Here is a 6,573-nt window from a genome sequence, read left to right as displayed (position 1 = left end):
GGCGCCATCGCTGGCCTCCTCTCCGAACAACTGGCCACCCCATTGCTGCTGATCACCGGCTTCGTGCTGGTGGCGGCCATGATTATTGCCGCAAATTTCAGGCAGCCGGAACCCAACGATCCGGGCACCACGTCGGTGATCGCCCTCCTCATCTGTTACAGCCTCGGGGCCATGGTCTGGCTGGGACACGGGCGCCTGGCCGTAATGGCTACCGTTGGCGCGACGATGCTGCTGTACTTCAAATCCGAGCTGCGGGGGGTGGCTTCCCGCCTGACAAGTCAGGACTGGCGCTCGATCCTGCAGTTCTCCGTCCTCTCCCTGATCGTGCTGCCCATCCTGCCCAACCGGGGCTTCGGTCCCTACGAAGCGATCAACCCGCACCAGGCCTGGCTGATGGTGGTCCTGATCTCCGGTGTCAGTCTGGCGGGCTACGCGGCCCTGCGTCTGGTCGGCGCGCGCTACGGAGCTCCTCTACTGGGGCTGCTCGGCGGATTGGTGTCAAGCACGGCGACGACCATGGTTTTCTCACGCCACGCCCGGGAAAATCCGGCCATGGTCACCACGGCCGCCCTGGTAATACTGCTGGCCAACCTGATCATGGTGGTGCGCATCCTGGCCATTGTGTGGGCCCTTTCAGCACCCGTCGTCCCCTTCCTCCTGACCGGTTGCGTGCTCTCCGTGGTTATCGGTGCCGTGGTCATTGGTCTGGGCTGGAAGAAGATGGCCGGGCAAGGTGAGCTGCCCATTCCCCAGACCCGGAACCCTACTGAACTTCGTGCAGCCGTCGGCTTCGGACTGCTCTATGCGGTGGTCCTGCTGTGCGCAGCCTGGCTGTCGGATGTGGCGGGTAAAGGTGGACTCTATCTGCTGGCCCTCGCGTCAGGACTGACCGACGTGGATGCAATCACCCTCTCCACCCTGCGCTTGGTGAATGTGGGCAAGGTGGACTTGCTGCCTGCTGCCGTCGCCATTCTGATCGCCATGCTGGCCAATCTGGCTTTCAAGGGCGGACTCGCCTTTGCCCTGGGCGGAGGCCCGCTGGGCCGCCGCGTTCTTGGCGGGATGACGGCGGTGGGCGCCGGTCTTGGAGCTGGCATCGCATGGTTGTATCACTCCTCCCTATAATTGAAAGGGGATCCCTCCCGCATCCGAGAGAAGGAAGATATGGCTCACGCGTCCCAACGTCCGCCGGCTGTTGCCGGCATGTTCTACCCAGCCGACCCTCATAGCCTGCACGCCCAGGTGGCGGGGTATCTTTCCAGCGCCATGCCTGCAGAAATCATCCATGCGCCCAAGGCAATCATCGTCCCGCATGCCGGTTATATCTACTCAGGTGCAATTGCAGCAAGTGCCTATGCAGAACTGCTGCAGCGCCGGGACCTGATCCGGCGGGTGCTGGTTCTCTGCCCGACTCACCGGGTGGCAGTACAGGGCATGGCACTACCGGCCTCCCAGGCTTTCTGTACGCCTCTCGGTGTAGTCCCGGTGGACAGGGAAGCCTGGCTCGCCATCCGGGAAATGCCCGGGGTCATCGTCGATGATCGCCCCCACGCCCAGGAGCATGCCATCGAGGTTCAACTGCCTTTCCTGCAAAGCACCCTGGACCGTTTCGAAATCCTACCCATTGCCGTCGGCCTGGCCGACGCCGACCAGGTGGCTGCGGTGATCGAGACCCTGTGGGGCGGTCCGGAAACCCTGATCGTCATCAGTTCGGACCTGTCCCACTACCAGCCCTACCGACAGGCCCAGTGGCGGGACAAGGCGACCGTTTCCCAGATCCGCAAGCTCGATCCAACCCTGGAGGGAGAACAGGCCTGCGGGGCCAATGCGATCAACGGACTCCTACTCACAGCCCAGCGCCATCATCTCACCCCCCACCTCCTTGACCTGCGCAACTCGGGTGACACGGCGGGAGACCGGGATCGGGTCGTGGGCTATGCCGCCATCGCCTTTTCGGAGGATCATCGTGACCACCACTGACCCCCTTGGGCGGGCCCTCCTGGCCCGAGCCCGGCAGGCCATCGGCACAGCCCTGGGCGAAGCCGCTTCCAACTCCCCTGAGCACCCCTGCTTCGCAGAGCGGGGCGCCACTTTTGTGACTCTCACCCTGAACGGCGAACTCAGGGGGTGCATCGGCAGCCTCAATGCTCATCGCCGGCTAGGTGAGGATGTCGCCGAAAATGCAGTGGCGGCAGCCTTGCGCGATCCACGCTTCCCACCGCTGTGTCCGGCAGAGCTCAGCAAGGTACGGATCGAAGTCTCCCTGCTCAGCGAGCCGGAGTTCATCGAGTTCCGGGATGAGGCTGATGCCTTGGCGCAACTGGTGCCAGGACAAGACGGAGTGATCTTCTTCAATGGCTGCCAGAAAGCCACCTTCCTGCCCCAGGTCTGGGAGCAACTGCCCGAGCGACGGGACTTCATCGCTGCCCTCAAGCAGAAGGCTCGTCTGCCCCCCGATTTCTGGGGACCCAACGTCATGCTCGCCCGCTACCACGTGGAAAAGTGGAAAGAGGACGACACCCGGGAGTGAATCATGAGCAACCACCCCGCCCGCTATTGGCATACCCTGCCCGACGGCCGTCTCCAGTGTGACCTGTGTCCGCGGGACTGCCGTCTCCATGAGGGCCAGCGAGGGGCCTGCTTCGTACGTCAAATGGTGGACGGGAAAATGGTCCTCACCACCTATGGCCGCAGTTCGGGCTTCTGCATCGACCCCATCGAAAAAAAGCCCCTCAACCACTTTTACCCGGGCAGCAGCGTCTTTTCCTTCGGCACAGCCGGGTGCAACCTGGCCTGCAAGTTCTGCCAGAACTGGGATATTTCCAAGAGCCGGGACATGGACAGGCTGATGGATGCCGCCTCGCCCCGCGAGATCGCCCGGGTAGCCTCGGCACAGGGCTGTCGTAGCGTGGCATTCACGTACAACGACCCGGTCATTTTTGCCGAATATGCGATCGATACCGCCCTAGCCTGCCATGAACAAGGGCTGGCCACTGTTGCGGTTACCGCCGGCTACATCCATCCAGTAGCGAGGCGAGATTTTTTTGCCGTGATGGATGCTGCCAATGTGGACCTGAAAGCCTTCACTGAAGCGTTTTACATCCATCAAACCGGTGCTCATCTTGCTCCGGTCCTCGATACTCTCGAGTACCTTTGCCACGAAACCTCCGTGTGGGTGGAGATCACCACTCTGCTGATCCCCGGGCTCAATGATTCGGACAGTGAGGTCACGGCGCTCTCCCTCTGGATCCATGACACCCTGGGCCCCCAGGTTCCCCTGCATTTCACGGCCTTTCACCCGGACTACAAACTCAGGGATCGAACCGCCACACCTCCCGCCACCCTTACCCGGGCCCGCCAGATCGCCCGGGATGCGGGTCTTCAGCATGTCTATACTGGAAACGTTCACGATACCGAAGGCGGGACCACCTGTTGCCCGAACTGCAGCCGGTCTGTCATCCGACGGGACTGGTACGAGATCCTGGATTATCGCCTGGATGCGAAAGGGTGCTGTCAGGGCTGTGGATACCCATTGGCGGGGCGCTTTGCCGAGTTCGGAGGAGGTTTCGGCGCACGCCGTGTCCCAATTCACATCGGCCCTCACCCAGTTTGATTCGAGCCTTGCAGTCCCAAAGGGAGACATGAGAACGTAACGCTGACTCCTTCAGTGCCAGCCGCTTCATCATGAAACTGCGTCAAACCTCTCTCAGCATTTCTGCCGGGTCCACCTGGCTGGAGGGTCTGCTGGCCCATTCCCCCGAGGCCCGTGGCCTGATCCTGATTCCCCAGATGACAGTAGGTCATCATCGGGACTCCAGGGAAGCCTATTTTTCAGGGAAGGTGCAGGAGGCCGGTTTCGCCACCCTGCTCTTTGATCTGCTGACCCATTACGAGGAAACCCGGGATCCCGACACCCGCTTCAACACCCCTCTGCTGGGGCAGCGGATCGGTGCCATATTCGAGTGGCTGCGCCACCAGCCGCCCCTTCAGGGCATGCCCTTGGGGCTTGTCTCGAGCGGCACCGGGAGCGCCGGAGCCATCCGGGCAATGGCCCGGGAGCCGGAAGTCATCCATGCCTTCATCTGTCGAGGTGGACGCCCTGGCTTGGCGGGCCTGTCCCCCCTGAAGCAAGTGATCTGCCCTACCCGGATGATTGTCGGGGAACAGGATGAAGGCCTGAACTCCACCCGGCAGGCCTTCGATGTGCTGGGGTGCCTCCGCGACTGGCAGGTCATTCCTGGCTGTGACGATGGATTTCGGGCACCAGGAAGTCTGGAACGGACCGCAGCATTATCAGCCGAGTGGTTCGCCATCCACCTGCCCGCGCCCCATCCCGTTCCTGTCAGCGAATCTCCGCCCGTGCCCTGAGGTCCGGATCACGCGCTGACGCGATAGCCCTGGCGCCTCATGAATACCCCCGTCCGCCATCGAGGGAGGACCTGCGGCGCCAGGGCTGACCAGCCAGCGCGGAGGGCGCAGGCTTGATTCACCCGATGATCTCCACGGGAGTTCCCACGGAAACCAGATCGAAGAGTTCGGCTACCTCGCGGTTACGCATCCGGATGCACCCGATGGACAAAGGCACGCCCATCGGCTGGGTATCCGGTGTGCCATGTATGTAGATGTATCGCTGCATGGTATCGACCTCTCCCAGGCGGTTGCGCCCCGGCTCCTGGCCAGAGAGCCACAAGATCCGGGTCAGGATCCAGTCGCGCTCCGGATCTGCGGCGCCGACTTCAGGCGTCCATACCTCACCGGTCGGGCGACGCCCCCGAAACGCTGTTCCCAGAGGCATACCCGTACCGATCCTAGCCCGGATCACGTGCTTCCCCCGGGGCGTCTGATAGCTTCCCTTCTGCTCGCCAGGCCCCTTGCGCGCAGTGGATACGGCGTAGCAGCGAATGCAGGCGCTGTCCTCCCCGAACAGACGGAGGGTCTGACTGGGAATGTCGATCCGGACTTTCATGCCTGTTCAACCCGAAATGGCCTGCTTGCGACGGCGGGCCTGGAAAAAGGACGTTAGCAGCCCGCCGCACTCATCGCCCAGCACGCCACCGTCAATCTGGGCATGATGGTTCAGGCGGGTCTCCCCAAACAGATCCACCACACTCCCCGCCACTCCGGTTTTGAGGTCCCGGGCACCAAAAACGACCCGGGCAATCCGGGCGTGCATGATCGCACCAGCGCACATGGCACAGGGCTCCAGAGTCACGTAAAGGGTACAGCCAGGCAGGCGGTAATTAGCAAGGGTTTCACCCGCATCCCGCAGGGCCATCACTTCTGCGTGGGCAGTAGGGTCACGACGCAGGATTGGCTGGTTGAAGCCCCGCCCGACAATCTGGCCTGCCGCCGAGACAATCAAAGCGCCCACGGGTACTTCACCATGCAGACCCGCCTGACTGGCCAGGGCCAGGGCCTGGCGCATGTATTCGATATCCTGTTCGGGGCTTGGTCGTGTCATCTCATCCCTTCGGAGTGCAAGTTCAGCGGGAGGCCATTTTAAGCGATAGCACTCCGGCCCCTGCCTTTACCTTTAAAGCACAAGAGGACGGTCAGGCAGTTCATTGGGGTTGTCTTCCCTGGCAGGAAAATGACGGGCCAGCAGGCCACCTACCGCAGCGATGGCCCCGACGGCACCGGCCTCGTATCGGCCGTCCCGGAAACACGCCTCCATCTGGCGGCAGATGACTTCCCACGCCCTCTGGGGCACCTGCGCCGCGACGCCCCGATCCGCCACGATCTCCACCTGGCGATCGAATCCCTGAACATAAATCAGCACACCACTGTTTTCAGCGGTATCCCATACCCGCAGCACCGAGAACAATTCGACCGCACGCGCCCGGGAAGTCTGGTCGGCAAGCAAGGCCGACAGGGGCAGCCCAGCTTCGATCACGAAGCGGACCTCTCCCCGATGCAGGTACTCGGAAGCCTGGATGGCCCGCTCGATACCTTCCACCACCGAGGCCGTAAAGCAGCGCTTGACCACCCAATCCGGCATCGCCAGATGCTTGAGAGCTCGTCGCAGATTCATCACCAGTTTCCCGAAGCACCACCACCGCCGAAACTGCCGCCGCCACCGGACCAACCACCGCGGCCTCCCCCCCCTGATCCCCCTCTTCCACCTGGCCAGGAACCGCGCCCATTCACAGCGCGGCCATGCCCTCCGGAAAGCAGGGAAGAGAGGAAGGCCACCAGGCCTGCGACACCCGCCGCAGCCACAAGCCCGGTCATGAGCCAGACTCCCGCACCCACCAGGGCCCCCACCAGCGCCGCGCCGGAGAGACGTCCGAAAATCGCCCGGAAAATACTGCCCAATACAAAACTTGCGGCCAAGGCCAGGCCAAACACGTCACCCACCTCGGACCTGAGATCGTCGCCAGCACTGGTCCCGGAGGTTTCTGCGGGCAACGGCAGTTCCTCTCCTCTCACTCGGACATCGAGCGCTGTCACACCCGCCACAACGCCCGCCGCGAAGTCGCCTTGGCGGAAATGGGGCGTGACCACATCGGAAATGATCCGCTTGGCGATGGCGTCCGGTAGAGCGCCTTCAAGGCCACGTCCTACCTCGACCCG

At 62.9% G+C, this 6,573-nt stretch carries 9 protein-coding genes; 5 read left to right on the top strand and 4 right to left on the bottom strand.

Annotated features, from left to right (window positions below):
* The 5 genes from PHD22_RS15875 to PHD22_RS15855 all read left to right on the top strand — a co-directional run.
* Window positions 1–1,125, top strand: a 1,125-nt coding sequence (locus tag PHD22_RS15875) for a DUF4010 domain-containing protein (protein ID WP_299869069.1), incomplete at its 5' end; no start/stop codon positions are given.
* Window positions 1,126–1,164: 39 nt separating this feature from the next.
* The gene (gene amrB, locus PHD22_RS15870) at window positions 1,165–1,980 is read left to right on the top strand and encodes an AmmeMemoRadiSam system protein B (protein WP_299869066.1); all 816 of its coding nucleotides are present in this window, start codon (window positions 1,165–1,167) and stop codon (window positions 1,978–1,980) included.
* The gene (gene amrA, locus PHD22_RS15865; protein ID WP_299869063.1) at window positions 1,967–2,530 is read left to right on the top strand and encodes an AmmeMemoRadiSam system protein A; all 564 of its coding nucleotides are present in this window, start codon (window positions 1,967–1,969) and stop codon (window positions 2,528–2,530) included. Before amrB ends, amrA begins: the two co-directional genes overlap by 14 nt.
* Before the next feature lie 3 nt (window positions 2,531–2,533).
* Entirely contained in the window at window positions 2,534–3,613 is a 1,080-nt protein-coding gene (gene amrS / locus PHD22_RS15860; protein WP_299869060.1) for an AmmeMemoRadiSam system radical SAM enzyme, read from the top strand.
* Between the two features lie 71 nt (window positions 3,614–3,684).
* The gene (locus PHD22_RS15855; RefSeq protein ID WP_299869057.1) at window positions 3,685–4,368 is read left to right on the top strand and encodes an alpha/beta hydrolase; all 684 of its coding nucleotides are present in this window, start codon (window positions 3,685–3,687) and stop codon (window positions 4,366–4,368) included.
* Between the two features lie 118 nt (window positions 4,369–4,486).
* Here PHD22_RS15855 and PHD22_RS15850 read toward each other — a convergent pair whose 3' ends face one another.
* The 4 genes from PHD22_RS15850 to PHD22_RS15835 all read right to left on the bottom strand — a co-directional run.
* The gene (locus PHD22_RS15850) at window positions 4,487–4,966 is read right to left on the bottom strand and encodes a L,D-transpeptidase (protein ID WP_299869054.1); all 480 of its coding nucleotides are present in this window, start codon (window positions 4,964–4,966) and stop codon (window positions 4,487–4,489) included.
* 6 nt (window positions 4,967–4,972) lie between these two features.
* Window positions 4,973–5,461, bottom strand: a complete 489-nt coding sequence (gene tadA / locus PHD22_RS15845; RefSeq protein WP_299869051.1) for a tRNA adenosine(34) deaminase TadA — start codon at window positions 5,459–5,461, stop codon at window positions 4,973–4,975.
* 72 nt (window positions 5,462–5,533) lie between these two features.
* Entirely contained in the window at window positions 5,534–6,031 is a 498-nt protein-coding gene (locus tag PHD22_RS15840; RefSeq protein WP_299869048.1) for a TPM domain-containing protein, read from the bottom strand.
* Window positions 6,031–6,573 (bottom strand): YgcG family protein (locus tag PHD22_RS15835; protein WP_299869045.1); only part of this gene is annotated, 543 nt, incomplete at its 5' end. The genes PHD22_RS15840 and PHD22_RS15835, both read right to left, overlap by 1 nt.

Source organism: Zoogloea sp., assembly GCF_028693495.1.
Taxonomy (GTDB): domain Bacteria; phylum Pseudomonadota; class Gammaproteobacteria; order Burkholderiales; family Rhodocyclaceae; genus Zoogloea.
This window is presented reverse-complemented; position numbering and strand designations above follow the sequence as displayed.

What these genes read in the sequence shown, in the direction of transcription:
- amrB (WP_299869066.1), top strand. Translation starts at nt 1,165, where the DNA reads ATGGCTCACGCGTCCCAACGTCCGCCGGCTGTTGCCGGCATGTTCTAC.
- amrS (WP_299869060.1), top strand. Translation starts at nt 2,534, where the DNA reads ATGAGCAACCACCCCGCCCGCTATTGGCATACCCTGCCCGACGGCCGT.
- PHD22_RS15855 (WP_299869057.1), top strand. Translation starts at nt 3,685, where the DNA reads ATGAAACTGCGTCAAACCTCTCTCAGCATTTCTGCCGGGTCCACCTGG.
- PHD22_RS15850 (WP_299869054.1), bottom strand. Translation starts at nt 4,966, where the DNA reads ATGAAAGTCCGGATCGACATTCCCAGTCAGACCCTCCGTCTGTTCGGG.
- tadA (WP_299869051.1), bottom strand. Translation starts at nt 5,461, where the DNA reads ATGACACGACCAAGCCCCGAACAGGATATCGAATACATGCGCCAGGCC.
- PHD22_RS15840 (WP_299869048.1), bottom strand. Translation starts at nt 6,031, where the DNA reads ATGAATCTGCGACGAGCTCTCAAGCATCTGGCGATGCCGGATTGGGTG.